Source organism: Corynebacterium lubricantis DSM 45231 (assembly GCF_000379425.1).
Lineage (GTDB): Bacteria > Actinomycetota > Actinomycetes > Mycobacteriales > Mycobacteriaceae > Corynebacterium > Corynebacterium lubricantis.
In genome coordinates, this window is record NZ_KB902215.1 from 38,017 (window position 1) to 59,911 (window position 21,895).

Sequence of the window (21,895 nt, forward strand, 5' to 3'; positions counted from 1 at the left end):
TACAGTTTAGGCATGCTGACAAATTCCGACCTCAACCTGCTCGACTTTGAGGCGCGCGCCCCACGTTCCCTCGGCGCGAAGGAGGAGGCGATCCGTCGGGAGCTCGGGCTGACACCGGTGCGGTATTTTCAGCGCCTCAACATGCTTATCGACGACCCCGACGCCCTAGCTGCCCGGCCGCAGCTGGTTCGCAGATTGCAGCGTGTCCGCGACACACCAGATGAAGGAACGTACTAATGTTACGCATGTGACTAACGTGAATCCTGATAATCAAGAGAGCCAGCCAGAAAACCAGGCAACTGAAGGCGCCCACGCCGCTCCAGCCGCCGGCGGGGCCGCTGCCAGCAGCTTCCCGTTCCGTGGCCTGGCCATGGTGCTGATTACCGTGGCCGTGCTCCTGGGCCTGTGGGGTGTGTACGCCCTCACCCAAGGTGATGGGTCCCAAAACGCTGCCTCCCAGCAGACCACCGAATCGCAAGAGGCAAGCCCCGAAGCGGGCTCGGATGCTGGGACTGATACAAGTCAAGAACCAAGCCCCGCACCTGCCCCTTCCGAGTCGGCGAAGCCAGCAGAGTCGGCGCAGCCGTCGCCAGCGGAGGGCCGGGAGGGCGCTAACGCACCTGCCGGCCAAGACCGCGGCGCAGACCGAGCAGACGCGCCGGCTGCAGGAGGGGCCGCAGCCCCAGGCGCACCAGCCGCCCCGGCCGCACCTCGCGCCGAGGTAGTCAACGTGTACAACAACTCCACGGTGCAAGGTCTTGCCTCCAACGTGTCGGAATCACTGCGTGATCGTGGCTATGACGTCGACGTTGACACCGGCAACATCACCGAAGATGAGATGATCCTGCCAGAAACCACGGTCTTCTACGATCCCGCCGTGGACGGTGCGGAAACACGTGCGCGCGAGCTTGCTGACCTAGTCGGTGGTGTCGCACAGAAGAATGTTGATAATCTTCCAAAGGAAGCTACTGAGGGCGGTGCCCTCACCCTTGTTCTAGCAGGAGAGGTCAACCTCTAGTGGATCCATATCGGGATTTTAAGCGCTCACCAGAGCCCACCTTGGGTGTCGAATGGGAGATCGGGGTCGTCGACCCCATCACCCGCGACCTCGTGCCACGCGCAGTCGAGGTGATTGAAGAAGTTGAGCGCCGCTATCCCGATATCCACCTGGAGCGCGAGTTCCTGCAGAACACCATTGAGCTAGTCACCCCGGTGTGCCACACCACGCCGGAAGCAGTGGCCTACCTGACGGAGACCTTGGGGAAGATCCGTGAGGTTGCTACTGACAAGGACCTGCGCCTGTGGGCAGGCGGCGGGCATCCTTTCTCAGATTTTCGCAAGCAACCCGTCTCGCCGAAGATGACGTACGCGGAGATCATCAACCGCACCCAATACTGGGGCCAGCAAATGCTGCTGTGGGGAATTCACGTCCACGTCGGCATTCGTCACGAAGATCGGGTCTGGCCCATCATCAATGCGCTCATGACGAAGTATGCGCACCTGCTTGCCATCTCGGCGTCGTCTCCTGGCTGGGACGGGCTGGACACCGGCTACGCCTCCAACCGCACCATGTTGTACCAACAGCTGCCCACCGCGGGTATGCCGTATCAATTCAAGGACTGGGACGACTGGGTCCAGTTCATGACGGATCAAAACACCTCCGGTGTGATCAGCCACACCGGCTCGATGCACTTTGATATCCGCCCCGCGGCCAAGTGGGGCACCATCGAGGTGCGCATCTCAGATGCCACCTCGAACCTGCGCGAGCTGGCAGGAGTTGTGGCGCTGACCCACTGCCTGGTGGTCTACTTCGATCAGATGATCGACGAGGGCAAAGAACTTCCCACCCTGCAGCCGTGGCACAACGCAGAGAACAAGTGGCGCGGCGCCCGCTACGGGCTGGAGGCACTCGTAATCACGTCGCGGGAGACCGAGGAGCGGTGGATCTCGGAAGAGCTCGCCGAGCTTGTCGACGAGTTACGCCCCACCGCCGAGCGCCTCGGCTGCAGCGACGAGCTAGAAATTGTCATGGAGATCCTCGAGCGCGGCGCGGGCTACCAGCGCCAACGCCGGATTTTCCAGGTCAGTCGCGATTGGAAACAGGTTGTAGACAACTCCTGCGATGAGATGGAGCGCCTGACGTGGCCGTAGTGTTTTTGGGCTCGGCAGGACAACTCGCTGATTCCTGGGCCGGCGTTGTTGGCCATCTCACCGAGAAGCCCTATATCCCGGTCCTGGAAGGAAATAGTTTTCACCAGCGCGCGGATGCGTTGGAGGACTACCTGGACAAACATGAGCTGCGCAGGCCAACTCTGGTGGGCCACGGGATCGGTGCGATGACCGCGCTGCAGGTAGCCGCCCGGCGCCCCGTTGAGCGCCTCGTCTTGTCGAACCCGCAGCTCACGCTGGATAAAAACGCGGTGGACAAGCAGAAGAAAGCCCTGAAGTGGGTGCCGAAGTTCATGTTGAAGTCCGTGGGCGCGGACAAGGAGCAGTTCCGTGCGGCACTCGATGAGGCCGGCCAGATAGACCTTCGTCGCGAAGCGATGCTCGTCGAAGCACCCACCCTGGTGCTCGGCGCGGACGATGCCGCGCGCGAAGTGGCGCAAGTGATCCACGGCGCGGAATACCGCGAGGTAGCGGCCAGCGGCGATTGGTACGTAACAGACCCGGACCGCTTCGTCGCGGAAGCGGGCCTACGCTAAGCGGCTATTTGGTGCGGCGCGGACGGGTGTCGGCGGGGGCGTCGTTGCGCGACATTTCCTTGCGCGAGCCGTAGAGAGCTTCACGACGAGAGACGCGGCCCAGGCGCTGCGCCGTAACCGGGTTAGTCATCAGCGCGAAGAGGACGAGCAGAATCAGCATGCCCACATCGGAGCGCTCGGCGACCGAGAAATCGGGCGAGCCGACCATGTGGATGATCGCGCCCACCACCATCAAGATCAGGCCTGTGGTCTGCGGTTTGGTGATCGCGTGGACGCGGCTCAGCGTGTCGCGGAAACGCAGCACGCCCACCGCCGCGGAGAACACGAGGATGGCGCCGGAGTAGATGAAAATCAGCGAAACGATGTCGGTGAAAAATTCGAGAGTCATGTTAGGAACCATCCCTCTTGCGGAAACGAGCCACGGACAGCGATGAGATGAAGCCCAGCAAGGCGATCACCATCATGACGTTGACCACGGTGCTATCCATGGTCCACACGATGTAGAGGGCCAGGGCGCACTGCAGCATAGCGACGACACCGTCGAGGCCCAAGACTCGGTCGAGGGAGTCGGGGCCGGTGGCGATGCGCCAGGCCATCATCATGAAGCCCGCCGAGAGCAAGATTGCCGGGACGATTAGAAAGTAGTTGTAAATGCTGGGGTCCATGGATTAGTGCCCCTTCTCAAAGATGGTGATCATGCGATGTTCAAGTTCTGCGACGGTATCAATTTCGCGTTGGATGTCCTCGTCGTTTTCAGCGTTGAGGACGTGAATTGTCCACATGCGATTCGCGATATCGATGTCGGTGACCGAACCACCCGGCTGCAGGTTATAGGCCGAGGTGGCGAAGTACAGGACGAGCTCGTTGGACACGCGCATGGGGACATTCAAGATGGCGGTCTTTGGTGGCTTCTGAGGTCGCAGCGCCAACCATGACACCTTCACTGAGGCGACAATGAGATCGCCGAACCACTGGAAAACAAATTTGAATAGTGGACCCCAGCTGATGCTGATATTTGAAATCGGCATCGCGGGAAGCGGGAAGAACAACACAACGCCGAGACCGACGAGCAGGCCGCCGAAGACATTGGCCCAGGACAGCTCGCCCATGAGGACGATCCACATGAACATAATCCATAAGACGAAGGAGATACGCAGGTTACTGCGCAACTTGGTGACCATTAGGGTGTCGCCTCCTCGGTGGACTCGTTTGCGCCTCGGGTTGCAGGAGCAGGGATGGGTTCAGTGACCTCGCCCGACGATGCCGGTGCTGTGATCTGGTGCTGCTGAGTTTCGCCCTCGGATTGCTCCACCCCGGGAGCCGGTTCAGGCAGTTCGTGTTGACGCTGATCCAGGGTATCCGAGCCATCGTCGAGACGATTTTGATTGATCGTGCGGGAGGGATCATCGGCCTTGTCGCCGAGCACTGCCGTGCGGTAGATGGAGACGTCCTGGGCAGATTCGGCGGCGCGGCCGGTGATCGCGGAGATCGGGCCAGCCAATACCGTGATGGACAGGGACGCAGCAACCAGGGTCGCGGTGGAGGCCACCATGCCGAAGGGCAGGCGACCGACGTCCTCGCGCTCTTTGATGCTGACGGTGTCGGTGACATCCATCAGCGGTGCTGGGCGGGCCATGGCCATCTCGCCTTCGGGTGCGTCCTTGCGGTCGCGCCAGAAGCCCTTCGACCAAACGAGCATCATGACGTACAGGGTCAGCAGGGACGTGACTACGGCACCGGCGATCAGGACCCAGGACAACCAGGATCCATCGTTAGCGCCCGCCTCGAGCAAAAGGATCTTGCCCATAAAGCCCGAGAACGGCGGGATGCCGCCCAGGTTAAGGGCCGGGATGAAGTACAAGATGGCAATCACTGGTGCGGTGTAGAGCAAGGAACCGAGACGACGAAGCGAGGAAGTACCGGCTTGGCGTTCGATAAGACCGACGACCAGGAACAGCGAGGTTTGCACCAGAATGTGGTGCACGGCGTAGAAGATCGCCCCCGACAGGCCCTGGGCGGACCCGAGCGCGATGCCGAGAATCATGTAGCCAATGTGACTGACCAGGGTAAATGACAGCAAACGTTTGATGTCATTCTGGGCCAAGGCACCCAAGATCCCGACGATCATGGTGGCTAGAGCCACCCACATCAAGAGCGTATCGAGCGAACCGTCGGTGAACACGGTCGAGCGCATCCGGATAATCGAGTACACACCGACCTTCGTGAGCAGGCCTGCGAACACCGCGGTGACCAGTGAAGGCGCCGTGGGGTAGGAGTCTGGCAGCCACGCGTCCAGCGGGAAGACCGCGGCCTTAATACCAAAGGCGACAAGCAAGGTAGCGAAGATCGCGGTGCGGGTACCGTCCGGAATATCTTCCATGCGGATGCCGATCTGGGCCATATTCATGGTGCCCACCGCGGCGTAGACGCCAGCCAAGGCGAACAAGAAAATCATCGACGACAGCATGGAGACCATGACGTAACTGATTCCCGCTCTGACTCGCTCCGGGGAGGCGCCAAGGGTGAGCAGCACGTACGAGGCGACGAGGAAGACCTCGAAACCGACGTACAGGTTGAACAGGTCACCCGCGAGGAAGGACAGGTTCACACCCATGGTCAGCAGCATGTACACGGGGAGGAACACGGCAACAGGTTCCTCGTCCGTGCCGTCGCGTACACCCTGAGCGATGGCGTACCACATCACGCAGAACAGCACGATGGCAGAGACAAAGAGCATCACCGTGGAGAGGCGATCGGCCACCAGCGTGATACCGATCGGGGCGTCCCATCCGCCCAACTGCACGGTTTGGATGCCCTCTAAGTCGGCAACCAGAATCATCGCACCCGAGAGCACCATGAGAACGATCAGGGTGCTAATAGCAATCAGCCGTTGCAGATTCGGGTGGCGACTAAACAACAAGATGACGGCCGCTGCCGCTGCCGGAAGCAGAATCGGCAAAGGAATCATGTACGGCATGTACGGCAGCACGAAGGCCACAAAGGACTCAAGACTATTCATCGTCGGCCTCCTTAACTGGGTCCTCGAAGGACTTGGGGCCGAAGGAGTCGCCCTCTGCCGTCAGCCGACCTGTTTCTGGGTCATCTGAGGCATCGTGGTCCGGTGCCGCCGCGGCAGTTGCCGGACGTGCCGCGATTGCTGCATCCTCGAGGTCGTCCTCGATGACGTCCGCAGTGCGGTAGCGGTACTGGCGATAAGCCAGCGCCAGGATGAACGAGGTCATCGCCAGCGAAATGACGATCGCCGTCAAGATCATGGCCTGGGCCAGGGGATCTGAGGTCTGATCCGGGTGAATCTCGGAATCACGGAACAGGATCGGTGGTGAACCGGCAGGCCCGCCCGATTGCAAGATCAGCAGGTTTGCTCCGTTGCCAATGAGTAAGATGCCCATGAGCATGCGGGTCATTGCTCGATCCAGCATGAGGTAGGTTCCGGCCGCGATCAACGCGCCTGAGGCGAGGAGGAGGAAAAGGTTCGCTTCCATTTATTTGTCCTCGCTTTCGTCTGTTTGCGCTGTTGATGTGGCAGTAGTGGTAGCAGTTGCGGCTTCTGCCATTTGTTGTTTTTTCAGTTCCTGTTCTCGTCTGCGGAATTCCGCCTTGCGTTTCAGCGAGCGAGCACGATCGCGAGCGCGCTGCTTGCGGACTTCCTCTTCCTGGTCGAGCTGGCCACCCATAGAAGTAAGGATGTGCATGATCAATCCGATCACGATGAGATACACACCGAGATCGAAAAGTAGCGCGGAAGGAATTGCGATCTCGCCGATCAACGGCAAGGTCATGGTGGCGTAGTCGGAGGTCAGCGGTGGACGTCCGAGGAACATCGGCCACACAGCAGCTATCGACGACACAACCAAACCCGTTCCAAGGATTTTCGCCGGTTCGATCGGGAGGGCTGCCTCCAGCTCGGAGCGACCACCTGCGAGGTAGCGCAGCGTCAACGCCAGAGCGGCAACCAGACCACCCGCGAAGCCACCGCCAGGCGCGTTGTGGCCAGCGAAGAAGAAGTAGATGGACAGCACCATCATGGAAGGGAAGAGGACGCGGGTAACCACATCGACCATGATGGAGCGGTTCTGTGCCTTCTCGGAGTCAACCTCGGCTGCCAGCCAACGCCGCGCGTTGAGATTAGGTCGTGGCCGGCGGATCGGCCGGTCAAACCTGCGGGTGCGGTAGATCAGGCTGGCCACACCAGTTGCGGCGATGACCAACACGGAAATCTCGCCGAACGTATCCCAAGCGCGCAGGTCGACGAGAAGCACGTTGACGGTATTAGCTCCGTGTCCGATGTCGTAGGCCAAATCTGGCATGAGATCAGAGATTGGGCGTTCCTGGCGGGCGCTGATGGCGAACATGGCCACGATCGTGACCGAAAGTCCCACCGCGATGGAGAGCCAAGCGCGCAGGCGGTTGTCCTGGTGCTGGCGCGGTTCCACGCTGGTGGGCATCTTACGCAGTACCAGCATGAACACGACCATGATGATGGTTTCGACCAAAACCTGCGTTAGTGCGAGATCCGGAGCACCGTGGAGGGCGAAAATGAACGCCAAGCTGTAGCCCGTCATACCCACCGCAATGATGCCCGAGAGACGGTTTTCCATCTGCGTGGCGGCGAATGCCATGAAAATGATGATGATAGCGGCAATCGCTTGCCAAGGGGTGTCCCACAGGCGCATGCGAATATCAGTGCGCTCCCCGAGCACGAGAGTCGTGAGCGGCAAAATGATAAGCACGCTGAAGATGACACCCAGGTTGTACGTCAGCGAACCGCGCTGCGTGGAGGCGGTCAGACGCAGGGAGAGATTGCCCAACCCGCGCAGGGTGTTGTCATAGACCGAATCGGCATCTCCCAACATCGGAAGTTCGCCGTAGAAGTAGCGCAGCGACCGGCGACGCCAGAACAAGAATGCGCCCACCACAATGATGACCAACGTGAGGATCAACGGGATGGTCACGCCATGCCAGAGAGCTAGGTGGGGGCTTTCTTCGCCAGGGAAACGGGAATCCAGGTGCGTAGCAATCGCACGATCCAGCCAACCAGGGAAGAAGCCGAAACCGATGGTGAACAGTGTGAGCACACCAGGAGCAAACCACAGGGAGAACCCAATGTGGTGCATGTTTTCCACGGCCTCTGACGTCTCCTTGTGATCCTTGGTAGCGAATGCACCCCAGAGGAAATAGAGGGAGTAGGCCATGGTGAGGATCGAACCGACGACGATGCCGACGAGCAGGAGCTGGCGAGGAATGCCCACGAGGAGTTCCTCGCTCAAGACTGCTTGGAGGGCGGTTTCTTTGGCGATGAAGCCCCAGAGGGGAGGAATGCCCGCCATGGAAGCCGCCGAAATGGTAGCCAGCACAGCAATGAACGGCTGCTTTTTGCCCAGGCCGGAGAGCTCGCGGATGTCGCGAGTCCCCGTGCAGTGATCGATCGCGCCGACAATCATGAAGAGGGCTGCCTTAAACAGCGAGTGGCTGACAGTAAGCGCCAAGCCTGCCAGCATCGCTTCGCGGGAACCGATGCCGATGATCGCCATGATGAAGCCAAGCTGCGAGACGGTACCGTAGGCCAGGATCAGCTTCAGATCCTTTTGCTTTAAGGCCATCCAGCCACCCAGCAGCATGGTGAACACGCCGACCGGAATGACAATCAGGTGCCACGCGGGGATCACGTTGAAGTCGGGAGCGAGGCGGGCGACTAGGTAGATGCCCGCCTTGACCATCGCCGCCGAGTGCAGGTACGCGGAAACCGGTGTTGGGGCGGCCATCGCGCCGGGCAGCCAGAAGTGCCATGGTGCATTGGCGGATTTCGTGAGTGCGCCAAGCAGAATCAGCACAATGGCCGCGGTGGCGTACGGAGTGGTCTCCATATCGCTGAAGGTGGCAATTTCGGAGATTCTCCAAATGCCAGTCTGGCGACCGAACAAGATAATGCCCACCAGCATGGCCAACCCACCAAGCGTGGTCACCATCAGTGCTTGGTTCGCGGCACGACGCGAGGAGGCTCGCTCGCCGTAATAGCCAACGAGTAGGAAAGAAAGCACCGAGGTGATTTCCCAGAAGATGTACATCAACAGGAAATTGTCAGAGATGACCAGGCCGTACATCGCTGCGGAGAAGCCAACCAATTGTGCGCCGAACATGGAAAGGCGGCGTGGGTTGGAATCGAAATAGCCCCAACAATAGAACAGAACCAGGGCGCCAACGCCAAGGATGATCAAACTAAAAATGCCCGCTAGAGGGTCTAACCGGAACTCCCAGTTAAGGTGCGCTGCAGGCATCCATTCATAGGCTGCGATAATCTCGCCGCCCTGAGAAAATGCTCCAGAGCTAAAAAGAGTAATAATCCAGATAAATCCGGCAGCGGGAACTAACGCCAAGATTCCAAATGCAGGCCTGCCAAATGCCCTAATGAGCAGTGGCGCGGCAGCTGTGGCGATAGCTAGGGCAATAAGCAGTGAAAGCACGAATCTGCAGCTCCCCTTGGATGCTAGGGCGGACATGGTCAACGCCGTGCCTGAGCTGAACCGCCTATGCGTGCTGCCCCAGCGGCAGATTAATCAGAAATAAAATAAAACACTGAGAAACACCCAATAAAAAGGCGGCAACCAATCGGCGCGGCCAACGCTGCCAACTTTACCGTGAAAGGGACATATTTGCGAAGCGTCTGTATTAATAGGTGCTTGTGCACGCCGGTGCCACGGTTTTGATAATAAAAAGATGGGTGGTTGCAACAGACGTGTGCAATACGCGCTATTTCGGGCAAAAATATGACCTAGCCAGGGGCTAGGTCACTGGGCTGACGTGGTGAAGTATTACGGAATTTAGCCGTAGATGCGCTGTGCGCCGGAGCTGAGTGCGTGGGCGATAGATGCTTCCGAAGTCGCGCCGAATCCAACTGCCCACGCGGTGCGCTTCTCGTTGATCTGGTGGCTGACCTTGATGATGGTGACGGTTGCCTCATACAGCTCGATCTGGTGGAACTTCAGCATCTCGATGTGGCGACCTTCGTCTGCCAGCATGTGGGAGAAAGCACTTGCTGGGCCAGATGCCTTGATCTCGTGGTTGAAGGTGCGAGGTGGCTCGGTCTTCGAGTGTTCCGTGATTTCCGCGAAGTAGAGGCTGGATGCCAGGTTGATGTCCTTGAACCCCGTGTAGCTGATTTGCAAGGTTGCATCTGGTGCGTAGGTTGCTGCGAACAGCTGCCAGTTCATCCCTGCGGATTCTTCTCGCAATTCCTTGGGCAGTGACCGGTCGGTGCCGAAGCGGATCTGCAGTGCGTCGCGAGTATCTGGCGCAGTAGTTGGGGAGGTGAATTGTTGGGTACGGGTGGAGGACTGGGTAGTCAAGGTGGTGTTCACGGAAAGAATCCTTCGAGTTAGGTACTTATCAGTTTTGTGGACCGATTCCCGAATGCTGGTTCGTCTTACCGACTACTGCCCCGCGCGCAGGGAATCAGCCCTGATGTGCGCCGAGGTGCGTAGCCTTCGTCACTCGTAGTACCGCTAGGAGGTTCTTTGTCATGTTGGTCATAGTAACCCATGTCACTGTGACAAGCAACACGCGACACGCAAGGTGAAAGAAAACCCCGCCTGGGCGGGGTTTGCGGCAGTTTAGTTCTGGGCGAAGCACGGGCCGTCACGTGGCTAACGAATTGTTATGGAGTCGCGCTACCGGAGAAGACAAGATGTCCAAGCGATGACCCTAGGCCTGTACCCATTGCCCAGAACAGCGTGAAGATGAAGCCGAATGTCACCCCGCCGATCAGGGCATTGGAAGTAAAAGATTTGTGTGGGCCGGTGAGGGATTTATCTGGATTGCGCCCTTGTCCTGCTGCAAATTTCTCCTGTTTGATGCTGTGCGTCTTGCGCTGTTTCGGAGTTTGGGCCGTCCATGCGACCAGTAGTCCGCCAAAAACGGCTGCAACGATAAAAACAAGGACTAGTCCCATGCGATTTTCCATCCATTTCCTGTTTGTCGCTCCCCGGGGCCACGTGAGAATCGGGCGGCCTACCGAAGCAAAGTATGTACACTGTACAAATAGTGTAGATTCCCTGAAAAGGAACCTCAACTTAAATGCAGAATCGACGCATAAATCCACGCATGGCCCCACGCATAACCGCGCAAACCGTTGCAGGTGGCCGACGTAGCATCCGTGAGAAGCGGCTAATCTTGAATCCCGTAAGGCCTGTTCACAAGTGAGGGGAGCGGAGCAGAGTGATTCCGGAGGAGGTTTTTGTCATGCGGCAACCCGCATCCGAGCGACAGGGGAAACCGGCCAAACGAGGCCCTCGGGGGGATATCAGCAAGGCACTCATTTTAGAGGCGGCCGACACACTTCTTCGGGGAAAGGGCACGCCTCAAGGTATTTCTCTGCGGTCAGTGGCAGCCGAGGTCGGTGTGGCAACGAACGCCCTGTATACGTATTTCCCGTCACTCGCACGGATCTGGCATGACCTTGGCGACCAGCGACTCGCATTGTTGCATCCCGAGGAACTCCTAGAGATGGACTGCCGGAGCTGCGCGCTGCTGTCGCTTGCACAGCGCGGCCAAGAGATGATGGCGGTGCCAGGCACATTGGCACTGTTTCGATACCAGCCAGTCATGGGCGTGCATGCTTTCCGGCTCAGCGAAGTCCTGCTAGAACTTACCGACGAGGCCACAATCGGTGCGCGCGACGCTCACGATCTCTTGCTCGCGTGGTTCTATGGCAGCATCTCGCTCGCGGAGGAGGGATGGACCAGTAGCACCGATGAAATTAGGGCAACGCAAGACCTCTCCGATTTTCCCTTGATCGCGGGAAGGGCAGACCCGGATCCTGGTGCCCAGGCACAAGCCCTCCTGCGCGCAATTGGAATGAATCACACGTGCGGGAGGGCCTGAGGCAAACAGGGGTTTAGAGCGCTGAGTACTTCTGGAGGAAATCGGCCTCTGCCACAGCGATGTTTTCAATCTCTGTTGGGTCCACCGACTCGTTGGGGGAGTGGATCGTGGACTGTGGCTCCTCCACACCGAAGAGAGCAATCTCGGCGTCGGGGAACGCCTCTTGAAGCTCGGAAGTCAATGGAATCGAACCACCGGAGCCGGTCTGGGCCAAGGCGTCGGCGCCATAGGCTTGCGCGAGGCACTGGCCCAGCAATGCCACGGCGGGCTTCGCGGTATCCGTGGCAAAGGCAGCGTTGATATCGCTTGCTTCCACGGCCAGCTTCGCACCCCATGGGGTATGTGCCTCAAGGTGGGCGACCAACTTGTCGGTCACCTCGGCGGCATCCATTCCCGGTGGCACGCGAAGATTGAGCTGCGCCGACGCGGTGGCGGGAACAGCATTGACGGCCTCGGCGACCGGGGTCGAAGTAAAACCAATCACGGTCACGGCAGGACGTGCCCACACCATATCGGCAGGCTCATCGTCGACCGTGCCCATGAGCTGAACTCCCTCGAGGATGCCGGCATCTTGGCGAAAGTCAGCGCGCTCATAAGGCGTGCCTGCCCATTTCTGCGTGGACTCCACGCCGTCGATGGTGGTGCGCCCGTGCTCGTCGCGAAGCGAATCAAGAATGCGCACCAAGGCGGCGACGGCATCCGGTGCTGCGCCGCCGTATTGGCCCGAGTGGACCGCTGCTTCGAGGGTGTCTACCTGGACCTTGATCTGGGCGCCGCCACGCAGCATGGTGGTCAGAGTAGGTACGCCAACGGCCGCGTTGCCGGTATCGGCGATCAAGATGGCGTCGGCTTCGAAGAGTGAGGGGTTGGAGCGGATGAGTTCCGCAAGTCCTTGGCCACCCATTTCCTCCGAGCCTTCAACGACAACGATGATGCCCACGTCGCTGCCGCCGGCTTGCTCAAGCAACTCGAGTGCTTCCAGGTGCATGACCAAGTTGCCCTTGCAGTCCGCCGCGCCACGTCCGTACCAGCGCCCGTCGCGCTCGGTGAGGATGAAAGGATCGCTGACCCACGCCTCGTGGTCGCCGGCGGGCACAACATCGTAGTGGCAGTAGAGCAGCACGGTCTTGGCGTCACCGACGGCGGCCTTGCGCCCGATGATGGTGCGGGTGCCGTCGACGGTGTCGTGGGCGGTCACGGTGAGTCCGGCAGCAGAAAGCTTCTCGACGACCCACTGTCCCGCTGCCTGATGCTCGCTTTCGAGTTCTGGCACTGAATGCACAGAATTGTAGGAGACGATCTCGGAAAGGTTTTTGAAAATGCGTTCGCGGTTTGGAGTCATAGTCTCAATTCTTGCACTCGTTTGCTTTGAGTGCTAGAAAAGTAGTTAGCACTTGAACGATGAGAGTGCTAAAAATGATTACCGAGTGGGATGGGGTTGCATTCACTCAGCAGCCTTGCCGTCGCGGGCGCCTGCTTGGACCCAGACGAAGAGTGTCGTCGCTTTCCGTATATATAAGGAGCAACAAACACACTATGGCAAAAATGATCGCATTCGATGAGGAAGCACGCCGCAGCCTGGAAAATGGCTTGAACACGCTGGCTGATGCAGTCAAGGTTACGCTTGGCCCAAAGGGTCGTAACGTCGTCCTGGAGAAGTCCTGGGGCGCACCGACCATTACTAACGACGGTGTCACTATCGCTCGCGAGATCGACCTCGAAGATCCTTACGAGAAGATCGGCGCAGAGCTGGTTAAGGAAGTAGCAAAGAAGACTGACGATGTTGCTGGTGACGGCACCACCACCGCTACTGTCCTGGCTCAGGCACTCGTTCGTGAAGGCCTGCGCAACGTTGCGGCTGGCTCCAACCCAATGGGCATCAAGCGCGGCATCGAAGCAGCCGTAGCAAAGGTTTCCTCCAACCTGCTCGATGCAGCGAAGGAAGTTGAGACCGAGGAAGAGATCGCTTCCACCGCTGGCATTTCAGCCTCCGATCCTGAGATCGGCAAGAAGATTGCTGAAGCAATGTACGCCGTGGGTAATGGCGAGGTGAACAAGGACTCCGTCATCACCGTGGAAGAGTCCAACACCTTCGGCGTTGACCTCGAGGTCACCGAGGGTATGCGCTTCGACAAGGGTTACATCTCCGCTTACTTCGCTACCGATATGGAGCGCGGCGAGGCTGTCCTGGAGGATCCATACATCCTCCTGGTCTCCTCCAAGATCTCCAACGTCAAGGACCTCCTCCCAGTACTCGAGAAGGTTATGCAGTCCGGCAAGCCACTGCTGATCATTGCTGAGGACGTTGAGGGCGAAGCTCTCTCCACTCTCGTTGTGAACAAGATCCGCGGCACCTTCAAGTCCGTTGCTGTGAAGGCTCCAGGCTTCGGCGATCGTCGTAAGGCAATGCTGCAGGACATCGCAGTGCTCACCGGCGGCCAGGTCATCGCAGAAGAGGTTGGCCTCTCCCTTGAGACCGCAGATCTCCCACTTCTGGGCCAGGCGCGCAAGGTTGTCATCACCAAGGATGACACCACCATCGTCGAGGGCGCTGGCAACAAGGAGCAGATCGAGGGTCGCGTCAAGCAGATCCGTGGCGAGATGGAGAACTCCGACTCCGACTACGACCGTGAGAAGCTGCAGGAGCGCCTGGCTAAGCTTGCTGGTGGCGTCGCAGTGATCAAGGTTGGTGCAGCCACCGAGGTCGAGCTCAAGGAGCGCAAGCTGCGCATCGAGGACGCTGTGCGCAACGCTAAGGCAGCTGTCGAAGAGGGCATCGTTGCCGGCGGTGGCGTCGCACTGCTGCAGGCTTCCGCAGGCCTGGAGAACGACCTCGGCCTTGAGGGTGACGAGGCAACCGGCGTCAAGATCGTCCGTGAGGCTCTTTCTGCTCCTTTGAAGCAGATTGCTCTCAACGCTGGCCTGGAGCCAGGCGTTGTGGCCGACAAGGTAGCTAACCTGCCTGACGGCGAGGGCCTGAACGCTGCAACCGGCGAGTACGTCAACATGATGGACGCTGGCATCAACGACCCAGCGAAGGTCACCCGTTCTGCACTGCAGAACGCTGCATCCATCGCTGCGCTGTTCCTGACCACTGAGGCAGTGGTTGCGGACAAGCCAGAGCCAGCAGGCCAGGCTATGCCTGACGCTGACCAAATGGGCGGCATGATGTAATAAAAGCGTTTCGCTTTTCGACGAGGCCCTGTCTGGTTGGGGAACTGCTCTCTAAGGGTTTGCGACTGAATTCTTAGTCCAAATTGCAGAGTGTATTTACTCCGGCCCTGACTAGGGCCTTTTCCATATTTAGGGCACCCATAGTCGCTCTGTAGGTTGGAAAATCACACATTCGGACATACCTGTCGCTCCTTGCAATCGTGTCGTCTTGGGCAGTCGATCGTCGAGCTAGGCTGGTCGGATATCATTTTCCCCCGTTCGACCGACTAACCAAAAGGGACAGGACAGAAATAAATCTACCCCTGTTCGGGTTATGTATAAAGGGTGAACGACCTGCAGTAAATCACTTAGCTAACTAGCACAATCAGGTATCAGCTCACCGACTTGAACAAAAAGTGAAAGAATAGATTTACAGAATTCCACTGCAAGCCTAAACTCAGGTGGAACTGACTCTTAAAGAAAGGACCGCAGCAATGGCACTATCACTGTCCGAAAACTCGACCACCTGCGGCGGCCACAACCAGTACGTGAAGTTTCAAGACGCAAACGGAGACTTTATCTACGTACTTCGCGAAGAAGTGGACGACGAAAATATGGAAGTTTTCTCCAACCCAGATAGCCTTGCAGTCTTGAATGAAAGCATCGAAGATTTTCTCGACGGGCGCTTCGTCGACTTCGACTTCTAATCGAAATCCAATCTGAACCACATGGCCGAGAGAAAATATACGTTCAAAATAGCGATTTCTGCCCAGGCAGACCTTAAAAAGGCTATTAAAAAGAACCCGGCCAAACGGATAAAACTCAGAAAAGCCCAGCGTCTCTTGGAAGAGCATGGCCCCACTTACCCCAGCTTTAACACGCACATCTTTCAAGGGAAGAAAGCTGGGGACGAAAATATCTATATTTCATATATTGAGAATAATACCCCGGGTGCGTGGAGAATCCATTGGTCGTGGTGGGGAGAATCAACAATTGTAGCCCTGTACATAGGACCGCATACATAGCCTAAGAGACCGCCTCACCGGACTGGGAGGTGGTCCTTTACGCTATGCAGACCTGACTTAAGGCCCGCTGGATTGCTAGCTCCATTCGTGACGTGGATCGAGGATTAAAAAAGAGTGTTGGGGATTCCAATCAAGCAGTCGGGATATGTCCCATCTGGGAGACAGAGCCATTTCGCGCACGCAGGTGCTGGAAAACAAGTTCAATAAACTAAGACAAGTCGAAGGATTTCACCCTATCTGGGGGTACTCCTACACAGTGTCCGATTGTGTGAGGTGCGTAACTTTCCCTCTATCGAAAAGCGCGTGTGCATGTTACACGGATTGAAAAAATTAGTACTAAGTTAAATATTCCCTATTGGATACTTGCAGGTTGATGGTAGGGGCCTGTCAGCAAATGATTAAAGATGAACCACGGGTTAATCACTGTTCGGTTACAGAAGCTAAAACTAATTTGGCTTTTTCCTGTTGACAGGCTTAAGAAGTGTGCAAGAATATTCATCGATGGCGCCCCTGAGGGGTGTCAGCTAACTGTCAAATACTTGCCAGCTCCGCTGGCCCTTCTCAGATGGAGAAACATCATGGATCTTTCCCTTATCGGCGACCTGCTCGGTGACTTCGCAACCTTCGGCAAGAACATCGGCGAGTTCCTGCAGGCTCCTGCAGTCATCCTTCAGTCCCTCAGCTCTTTCGTTGACGGTGGCGCTGAGGCTGGCATCGACGTAACCTCTTCTATCCTCGACGGTTCTTCCCTGTCTTCCGGTTCTTCCGAGTAGTAACTTCGTGACGGCTTAGTCGTCGCATAGCTTCACAATCACAATCACATCGCTGGTGCGTGATATACACGCACCACTTTCTCAAGGAGAAAAACATGTCGAACTCTGAAACCTCTTCCAACCTGCTCCTCGACTGGAACGCACTGTCCTCCACCGGCATCGTCGACGCTCTCGTTGACCTCATCAAGCCAATCGCTACTTGGGCAGAGGCTGCTTCTAAGCTCATCGGCCTGGTTGCATAAGTAACTCCCGCGTCTTTACTAAAGGCGTAATTAAACCCACCGCGAAGGCGGTGGGTTTTTTCATGCCCAAATTCGGGGTAGGCAATCGTCGAGAAACAAAAACTCACGTCGTCGGGCGACATCCGTTCCTGCGCTGTAATATCTAGAACATGGCTGACCACAAGGATGACGAACTACCGATGATCAATCTCGCGGAAACCGCGGGTTATACCGTCGATGATTCCGATGAGGACGATCCCGTTCTTCTCACCGCCGAAGGCACTCCTATTGAGACCTGGCGCGAAAACTATCCCTATGAAGAGCGCATGACGCGTAAGGAATACGAGCACACCAAGCGCGCATTACAGATCGAGCTTTTGAAGTGGCAAAACTGGACGAAAGAAACTGGTCAGCGTCACATTATCCTGTTCGAAGGCCGCGATGCCGCTGGCAAAGGTGGCAGCATCAAGCGCTTCAACGAGCACCTCAACCCTCGTGGTGCGCGCACTGTCGCTCTGGAGAAGCCCTCCCCGAAAGAGAGCACCTCGTGGTACTTCCAGCGTTATATCGCGCACTTCCCGGCAGCCGGCGAGATCGTCTTCTTTGACCGCTCCTGGTACAACCGCTCCGGTGTCGAGCGCGTGATGGGCTTCTGCACCGAATCTCAGCACGCAGAGTTTCTGCGTGAGGTTCCTATGCTGGAGAACATGATCCTGGGCTCCGGCATCTCGCTGACCAAGTTCTGGTTCTCGGTGACCCGTAAGGAGCAGCGCACCCGCTTCGCTATCCGCCAGGTCGACCCTGTGCGTCAGTGGAAGCTGTCCCCAATGGACCTGGCCTCCCTGGACAAGTGGGATGACTACACCCGCGCGAAGGAAGAGCAGTTCCGCTACACGGACACGGATGAGTCGCCATGGGTGACCATCAAGTCCAACGATAAGAAGCGCGCGCGTATCAACGCGATGCGCTACATCCTGAGCAAGTTTGAATACACCAACAAGGACCATGAGCTGGTTGGTCAGCCTGACCCGCTTTTGGTCAAGCGAGGTCGTGATCAGATCGGTGACTAATGCGGTGATAACCCGCGAAGTCGACAGTGCTGTCTGTGTGCTGACGATTAATCGGGATGAGAAGCGAAATGCGCTCAGCGTCGAACTCTGTGCAGAGCTCGTTGCTGCCTTGGAAAAGTGCGTGGCAGACGGTGCTCGAACCATCGTGCTGACCGGAGCTGGGTCGGTGTTTAGTGCGGGCGCGGACCTCGATGAGACGGACTTTCATGGAGAGCTCTATCCCGCTATCGAGCACTTGATCCAGACCATGGCCACATTGCCCATCCCGATCGTTGCTTTTGTAAACGGCCAGGCCATCGGCGCGGGTGCCATGTTGGCTATGGCCTGCGATATTCGTATCGCATCGCCCATAGCTGGGTTCCGCATTCCGGTCTCGGATATGGCCATCGGCGTGGATGCCGCGACGGTGGAGGCGCTTGAGAGCCTGGTGGGCGGATCGCGTGCGCGCGCCATGCTGCTCTACGGCTGGGTTCTGCCTTCTAGTGAGGCCGTTGATTGTGGTTTTGCGTTGCGGCAGGGCACCTTGGACGATGCCATTGAGATGGCTACTGAGATATCTACGAAGGCGCCGCTGACCATCAAGCAGTTAAAGATGGAGTTCGCACGCGATGCGTTTTCCTTCGCCGAGCGCAATGAGGCGCGTGAGGAAGCCTGGAACTCGGATGATCATGTGGAGGTCACCCGAGCGCGCAAAGAAGGCCGGGAACCGAAGTTCACCGGCCGGTAGTGCTACACGCGTGCTGCGGAGGTTAATTACCCCCGCAACTTAAATCACTTCAGTAACACCTGTAACATCATGTAGGGTTTTATGCATGAGAATCACAGGTAAATCGATACTTGCTGCAGTTGTGTCTCTAGTGCTAGCAGGCACGATCGCTGCATATCCAGTGAACGCACAGGAATCGTCGTCAAGCAATGGCTCTTCTATTCCAAGTGCCGGTGACTTGAACGATTCCCAGTTGGAAAATGTCCTCCGCGCGTGGACGCTTGCCTCGAGTGAACGACCTGGATCATCGGGTGCGAGCATCGACGTCTTGCTGAGCTCGCTGGGTCTGATTGGTTCGAGCAATTTCGCGATTCCTGCGGAGTTTCAGGAAGTGCCAGGCAACTACCCGTACCCAGTTGATGAAACGATTACTCAAGTCGAGCTGATCTCCCGGGTGGATTCTCCGGCTGCGGGTCTCGGCGTTGAGCGCTGGACAGTGGCGTCGCCGTCGATGGGGCGCAATATTCTTGTCGACGTCCGACCACAAACCACTGAGGCGGGGCCAATTGTCACGCTTCTCGACGGCATTAACGCGCCCGTTCGCTCTGGTTGGCTCTACGGGCCGGGCCACGAAGACCTGAAACGGGTCTTCGCCGATGAGGCTGCGACCTTGGTATTCCCGCTCGATGCGAACGGCACCTGGTACTCCGATTGGGAGTCCGACGACGAGGTGCTCGGCCGCCAGAAGTGGGAGACCTTCATCGTCGAGGAACTCCTGCCGCTCATCGAGGCACAGTCCGACATTTCCTTTAACGGCAATCATGCAATTGGCGGGCTGTCCATGGGTGCGACCGGCGCCGTGCATTTGGCTAACGCGAACCCGGATGTATTCGACGCAACCTTTGGCATCTCCGGTTGCTACTCGACGATGTCCCCGGTCGGCTCCCAGATCTCGCGGCTTGTTCCCGAAGCGCGCGGGGCGAAGGCCGAAAACATGTGGGGCCCACAAGGCTCGGAGGAATGGGTGCGACACGATGTTCCGGGCGATCCTTCCGGATTGCTGACTATGCCGGTGTACCTGTCCTCGGCGGATGGCAGCGTTGACCCGGAACGAGACATTGATGCGGTTGAAACGGCCACTTTGGCAATCGGCAGTGTTCTCGAGCGCGGTGTGCTGACCTGTACTCGTGAACTGGACCGTGCCCTGTCGTGCGAAGGCGCCACCAACCATATGGTGCATTACAAGGGCCACGGCCTGCATGATTGGCAAAACTTTAGGGAAGAGCTTGAGCCGGCTTGGGAGTTTATTCGCCCAGCGCTGTACTAGGTTTTTTAGCTGTTACAGAAGCAAGTGGGCCGCACCCGAAAGGATGCGGCCCACTTTGTTTTTCGTCTGGCTACTACCGGATCGCCTCTGCGATCGGGGTGTCCCCGTCGTGGAACGAGAATAGCTTGCCAATCGAGGATTGATTTTCCACTGCCGCAGCGATCGCCTGGGCCACGTTTCCGCGCGCGGTAGTAGGGACCTGATTATCAACTTGCGCACCGCTGTTATCCACGGTGATCTTGCCACTCGGCTCATCGAGCGTGAGCCCGGAAGGACCTAGAATGGTCCAGTCCAGCCCGCCCATCTTGAGGTGCTCGTCGGCCTGCGACTTCGCGTTGTAGTAGGCGTACATGCCATCGCTTTCGACGATGCCCGGCACGCGTCCATTCTTCAACCGCGTATTGAAGTACGAGACCATAATGAAGCGGTGGATACCGAGCGACTGCGCGGCGTCCATCGTGCGGATGGCCGCGTCGCGGTCGACGGCCCACGTGCGGTCGGGGTTTCCGCCACCCGCGCCAGCTGCCCAGACGACAACGTTACTGCCCTCGAGGAGCTTGGCGGTCTCGTCAGCGTCCATATTCTCAATATCGGCGACGACTGGTGTGGCCCCGGTAGCCGAGACATCCTCGGCATGGTCTGGGTTGCGGATAACCGATTTAACCGTGTGGCCTGCCTCTACGAGAAGAGGGGCGGTGCGCAGTGCAACCTTGCCGTGGCCTCCGATGATGGTGATTGTGTACACGACTTCTCCTTAAAACATTGAGGAAATGCGTTTATCACCATCGTACGCGCTTCTAAATTGTCTAACCCCGCGGCTCGATCGGGTTGCAAATCGAATTGCAATTGGGAGGGGGTGGTTGTACATTTCCTGTTACACTTACAAGTGAAAATATCGTGCGTGTGACTCTACAGTGCAAGGAGGTGCAAAATGAGTAGCGCAATACTTGAAGGTCAAGTCGTTATAAATGAAAGCACCATCAACGACGTTCGAGAGATGAATTTGTCTGAGAATGCCTCGCTTAAGATCTCTCAGGCGGATGGGAAACCGATTCCAGTTTCAAAGGATGTCGAAGCATTGCTTTTGCAGGCGTTGCATTCAATTGCGGAATCGGGTGAATTTACTGTTTCCCGGATGCCGGAAGAGCTTTCGAGCACCACAGCTGCGGACTTCTTGGGTATTTCGCGCCCGACACTGATGAAATGGGCAAAGGAAGGGGCCATTCCTTCGCACAAAGTAAAATCTCATACTCGTTTTCGCCGAGAGGACGTGCTGAAGTTTAAGGCACAGCGTGAAGCGGAGAAAGATAAGGCGTTCAGAGATCTACGAGAGTTCAATGATCAGAATGATGATCTCTTCGATGACTAGTTAGAGCGCAGTCTAAAAGAGCGACCGATTCCGGTCGCTCTTTCCTTCATCATGCGTATTCTAAAGAATTGTGACGCAGAAAGTTCTTGTTGATGCCAATGTACTAGCAAGTAGGACAGTCCTCGATTGGCTCTTCCACTTGAAGCAGCAGAATAAGGAGATGTATTCGCTGCTTGCCACTGACGATATTCTGGCCGAGACAATAAGAGTCTCGCGGCGTTGCAATCCAAAAGCTCCGAGCTCGACTATCACCAAGCGGATCGAGATGGTGAAGGCAGTGATGGATGATTCTGAACTGACTTTCCCTGGTGATTTGGAATTCACAGGAAATGACAAACACGACTATCACGTCCATGCTGCAGCCTCGAGCAATAACGTGCACATGCTGCTTACATTCAATGATGCGAAAGACTTTACTAAATATCCAGATGACGAAACTTATGAGGTCTATCATCCGGATGAGTTTTTTGATTTGGTGATTAGCTCAAATCCAGCATGCCTCGGACCCGCAGTTCAAAACCAGTTCGAGTATTGGGGCCGAAGAAAAAATCCGAAAAAGATCGATCAGGCTTTGAAGGACGCAGGGTGCCCGGAATTCGTGTGCACCGTCAAACAAGAACTGTCTGAACTGGCACAGCGAATGTAGCT

At 57.3% G+C, this 21,895-nt stretch carries 25 protein-coding genes; 15 read left to right on the plus strand and 10 right to left on the minus strand.

Translation table 11 applies throughout. The features are described 5' to 3' along the window. Positions 1-12: 12 nt before the first annotated feature. Genes A37O_RS0109525 through A37O_RS15910 form a run of 4 tightly spaced genes read left to right on the plus strand, consistent with a single transcriptional unit; the run spans position 13 to position 2,705 of the window. Entirely contained in the window at positions 13-237 is a 225-nt protein-coding gene (locus A37O_RS0109525) for a DUF3263 domain-containing protein (protein ID WP_018297277.1), read from the plus strand. Between the two features lie 10 nt (positions 238-247). Next, positions 248-1,018 (plus strand): LytR C-terminal domain-containing protein, encoded by a 771-nt coding sequence (locus tag A37O_RS0109530; protein WP_018297278.1) that lies wholly within the window; start codon positions 248-250, stop codon positions 1,016-1,018. Beyond that, the gene (locus A37O_RS0109535) at positions 1,018-2,151 is read left to right on the plus strand and encodes a glutamate--cysteine ligase (RefSeq protein WP_018297279.1); all 1,134 of its coding nucleotides are present in this window, start codon (positions 1,018-1,020) and stop codon (positions 2,149-2,151) included. The genes A37O_RS0109530 and A37O_RS0109535 overlap by 1 nt, the downstream gene beginning before the upstream one ends. Then, positions 2,142-2,705 (plus strand): alpha/beta fold hydrolase, encoded by a 564-nt coding sequence (locus A37O_RS15910; RefSeq protein ID WP_018297280.1) that lies wholly within the window; start codon positions 2,142-2,144, stop codon positions 2,703-2,705. The genes A37O_RS0109535 and A37O_RS15910 overlap by 10 nt, the downstream gene beginning before the upstream one ends. Positions 2,706-2,709: 4 nt before the next feature. Here A37O_RS15910 and A37O_RS0109545 read toward each other — a convergent pair whose 3' ends face one another. The 8 genes from A37O_RS0109545 to A37O_RS0109580 form a co-directional block, all read right to left on the minus strand. Next, positions 2,710-3,093, minus strand: a complete 384-nt coding sequence (locus A37O_RS0109545) for a monovalent cation/H(+) antiporter subunit G (RefSeq protein WP_018297281.1) — start codon at positions 3,091-3,093, stop codon at positions 2,710-2,712. 1 nt (position 3,094) lies between these two features. Beyond that, positions 3,095-3,370, minus strand: coding sequence for a monovalent cation/H+ antiporter complex subunit F (locus tag A37O_RS0109550; protein ID WP_018297282.1), 276 nt, complete (start codon positions 3,368-3,370; stop codon positions 3,095-3,097). 3 nt (positions 3,371-3,373) lie between these two features. After that, positions 3,374-3,886 (minus strand): Na+/H+ antiporter subunit E, encoded by a 513-nt coding sequence (locus tag A37O_RS0109555; RefSeq protein WP_018297283.1) that lies wholly within the window; start codon positions 3,884-3,886, stop codon positions 3,374-3,376. After that, positions 3,886-5,724 carry a Na+/H+ antiporter subunit D gene (locus A37O_RS0109560; protein WP_018297284.1) on the minus strand — a complete coding sequence of 613 codons (1,839 nt, stop codon included), beginning with the start codon at positions 5,722-5,724 and terminating at the stop codon, positions 3,886-3,888. Before A37O_RS0109560 ends, A37O_RS0109555 begins: the two co-directional genes overlap by 1 nt. After that, positions 5,717-6,208, minus strand: a complete 492-nt coding sequence (locus A37O_RS0109565; RefSeq protein WP_018297285.1) for a Na(+)/H(+) antiporter subunit C — start codon at positions 6,206-6,208, stop codon at positions 5,717-5,719. Before A37O_RS0109565 ends, A37O_RS0109560 begins: the two co-directional genes overlap by 8 nt. Continuing rightward, the gene (locus tag A37O_RS0109570; RefSeq protein ID WP_018297286.1) at positions 6,209-9,187 is read right to left on the minus strand and encodes a Na+/H+ antiporter subunit A; all 2,979 of its coding nucleotides are present in this window, start codon (positions 9,185-9,187) and stop codon (positions 6,209-6,211) included. A gap of 357 nt (positions 9,188-9,544) precedes the next feature. After that, positions 9,545-10,081 carry a hypothetical protein gene (locus A37O_RS0109575; protein WP_018297287.1) on the minus strand — a complete coding sequence of 179 codons (537 nt, stop codon included), beginning with the start codon at positions 10,079-10,081 and terminating at the stop codon, positions 9,545-9,547. Positions 10,082-10,377: 296 nt separating this feature from the next. Continuing rightward, positions 10,378-10,683, minus strand: coding sequence for a hypothetical protein (locus A37O_RS0109580; protein WP_018297288.1), 306 nt, complete (start codon positions 10,681-10,683; stop codon positions 10,378-10,380). Between the two features lie 419 nt (positions 10,684-11,102). Here A37O_RS0109580 and A37O_RS15915 point away from each other — a divergent pair, with 419 nt between their 5' ends. Further along, entirely contained in the window at positions 11,103-11,603 is a 501-nt protein-coding gene (locus A37O_RS15915) for a hypothetical protein (protein WP_245533825.1), read from the plus strand. Between the two features lie 13 nt (positions 11,604-11,616). Here the strand turns inward: A37O_RS15915 and A37O_RS0109590 are convergent, their stop codons facing one another. Next, complete coding sequence (locus tag A37O_RS0109590) at positions 11,617-12,945, minus strand: dipeptidase (RefSeq protein WP_018297290.1); 1,329 nt, start codon at positions 12,943-12,945, stop codon at positions 11,617-11,619. Between the two features lie 194 nt (positions 12,946-13,139). Here A37O_RS0109590 and groL point away from each other — a divergent pair, with 194 nt between their 5' ends. From groL to A37O_RS0109630, 8 genes are all read left to right on the plus strand, one after another. Continuing rightward, a complete protein-coding gene (groL, locus tag A37O_RS0109595; protein WP_018297291.1) occupies positions 13,140-14,777 on the plus strand; it encodes a chaperonin GroEL in 1,638 nt (545 codons plus the stop codon). 473 nt (positions 14,778-15,250) lie between these two features. Beyond that, on the plus strand, positions 15,251-15,463 hold the full coding sequence (locus tag A37O_RS0109600) for a hypothetical protein (RefSeq protein ID WP_018297292.1): 213 nt from the start codon (positions 15,251-15,253) through the stop codon (positions 15,461-15,463). A gap of 21 nt (positions 15,464-15,484) precedes the next feature. Beyond that, a complete protein-coding gene (locus A37O_RS0109605) occupies positions 15,485-15,781 on the plus strand; it encodes a hypothetical protein (protein WP_018297293.1) in 297 nt (98 codons plus the stop codon). 578 nt (positions 15,782-16,359) lie between these two features. Beyond that, complete coding sequence (locus A37O_RS16670) at positions 16,360-16,554, plus strand: PorH family porin (protein WP_018297294.1); 195 nt, start codon at positions 16,360-16,362, stop codon at positions 16,552-16,554. A 95-nt stretch (positions 16,555-16,649) separates the two neighbouring features. Then, a complete protein-coding gene (locus A37O_RS16675; RefSeq protein WP_018297295.1) occupies positions 16,650-16,796 on the plus strand; it encodes a hypothetical protein in 147 nt (48 codons plus the stop codon). 149 nt (positions 16,797-16,945) lie between these two features. Further along, positions 16,946-17,845 (plus strand): polyphosphate kinase 2, encoded by a 900-nt coding sequence (gene ppk2, locus A37O_RS0109620; protein ID WP_026196285.1) that lies wholly within the window; start codon positions 16,946-16,948, stop codon positions 17,843-17,845. Next, on the plus strand, positions 17,781-18,572 hold the full coding sequence (locus tag A37O_RS0109625; protein ID WP_083912637.1) for an enoyl-CoA hydratase-related protein: 792 nt from the start codon (positions 17,781-17,783) through the stop codon (positions 18,570-18,572). Before ppk2 ends, A37O_RS0109625 begins: the two co-directional genes overlap by 65 nt. Positions 18,573-18,657: 85 nt before the next feature. Next, on the plus strand, positions 18,658-19,878 hold the full coding sequence (locus tag A37O_RS0109630) for an alpha/beta hydrolase (protein WP_026196286.1): 1,221 nt from the start codon (positions 18,658-18,660) through the stop codon (positions 19,876-19,878). Between the two features lie 73 nt (positions 19,879-19,951). On the opposite strand, the gene A37O_RS0109635 is transcribed toward A37O_RS0109630, so the two are convergent. Beyond that, positions 19,952-20,623, minus strand: coding sequence for an SDR family oxidoreductase (locus A37O_RS0109635; RefSeq protein WP_018297299.1), 672 nt, complete (start codon positions 20,621-20,623; stop codon positions 19,952-19,954). Between the two features lie 186 nt (positions 20,624-20,809). Between A37O_RS0109635 and A37O_RS0109640 the strand changes: the two genes are divergently transcribed. Together A37O_RS0109640 and A37O_RS0109645 are read left to right on the plus strand one after the other, a co-directional pair. Beyond that, positions 20,810-21,247 carry a helix-turn-helix domain-containing protein gene (locus A37O_RS0109640; protein WP_018297300.1) on the plus strand — a complete coding sequence of 146 codons (438 nt, stop codon included), beginning with the start codon at positions 20,810-20,812 and terminating at the stop codon, positions 21,245-21,247. A 70-nt stretch (positions 21,248-21,317) separates the two neighbouring features. Continuing rightward, complete coding sequence (locus tag A37O_RS0109645; RefSeq protein WP_018297301.1) at positions 21,318-21,893, plus strand: hypothetical protein; 576 nt, start codon at positions 21,318-21,320, stop codon at positions 21,891-21,893. The last annotated feature ends 2 nt before the right edge of the window (positions 21,894-21,895 follow it).